The following is a 1,160-nucleotide window of genomic DNA, read 5'->3' on the forward strand; positions in this document are numbered from 1 at the left end:
AGGCGGGGGAGAGCGGCGCCGCCGCGGGGGCGCCACCGAAGAAGGCCGTCACCCTCATCGGGGACGGCTCCACCGCCTACACGGGCAAGCAGCCCCACCAGCCGGCCGCACCGGTGCGGCTGGAACCGGGCCAGACGCCACCGCAGTTCGTCATCTTCTCCTGGGACGGCGCGGGCGAGGTCGGCACCGGCCTCTTCACCCGGTTCCTCGACCTCGCCCAGCAGCACGACGCGAAGATGACGTTCTTCCTCTCCGGGCTCTACCTGCTGCCCGAGTCGAAGAAGCACCTCTACCAGCCGCCGAACAACCCGGTCGGCGCCTCCGACATCGGCTACCTCACCGACGCGCACATCAAGGAGACCCTCGCCTGCGTGCGCCGCGCCTGGATGGACGGCCACGAGATCGGCACGCACTACAACGGGCACTTCTGCTCCGGCAGCGGGTCCGTCGGCAACTGGACCTCAGATCAGTGGCGCAGCGAGATCGAGCAGGCCATGTCGTTCGTCACCACCTGGAAGACCAACTGCGGCACGGCGGACGCCGAGCCGCTGCCGTTCGACTACCGCAAGGAGCTCATCGGTTCCCGCACCCCCTGCCTGCTCGGGCAGAACAACCTGCTGCCCACGGCCGCCGCGCTCGGCTGGCGCTACGACGCCTCGTCGCCCGGCGGCACCCAGACCTGGCCCACCAAGAAGCTGGGCGTGTGGGACTTCCCGCTCCAGGGCATCCCCTTCCCCGGCCACAGCTTCGAGGTCCTGTCGATGGACTACAACATCCTCGCCAACCAGTCGAAGAACTCGACCCAGGGGATGACCTCGCGGTACGCGGGCTGGCGCACCCAGGCCACCCAGTCCTACCTGGCCGGCTTCCAGCGGGCGTACGAGACGAACCGGGCGCCGTTCTTCATCGGCAACCACATGGAGACCTGGAACGGCGGCATCTACATGGACGCCGTCGAGGAGGCGCTCAAGCGGATCGCGGGCGCCGGGCACAAGGACGTGCGGCTCGTGTCCTTCCGCCAGTTCACCGACTGGCTGGACGCGCAGGACCCGGCCATCGTCACCAAGCTCCAGGGTCTTGAGGTCGGCCAGGCGCCGACCGGCGGCTGGAACACGTATCTCAAGGCGGCCTGACGAGCGCGCGCGGGGGCCCCGGGCCCC

1 protein-coding gene is annotated in these 1,160 nt (G+C 69.7%); it reads left to right on the forward strand.

From position 1 onward, the window contains the following. On the forward strand, positions 1-1,133 hold a 1,133-nt coding region (locus LCE31_RS39750; protein WP_225023167.1), incomplete at its 5' end, for a hypothetical protein. Positions 1,134-1,160: the final 27 nt, after the last annotated feature.

This window comes from Streptomyces sp. 8L (genome assembly GCF_020176795.1).
Lineage (GTDB): Bacteria > Actinomycetota > Actinomycetes > Streptomycetales > Streptomycetaceae > Streptomyces.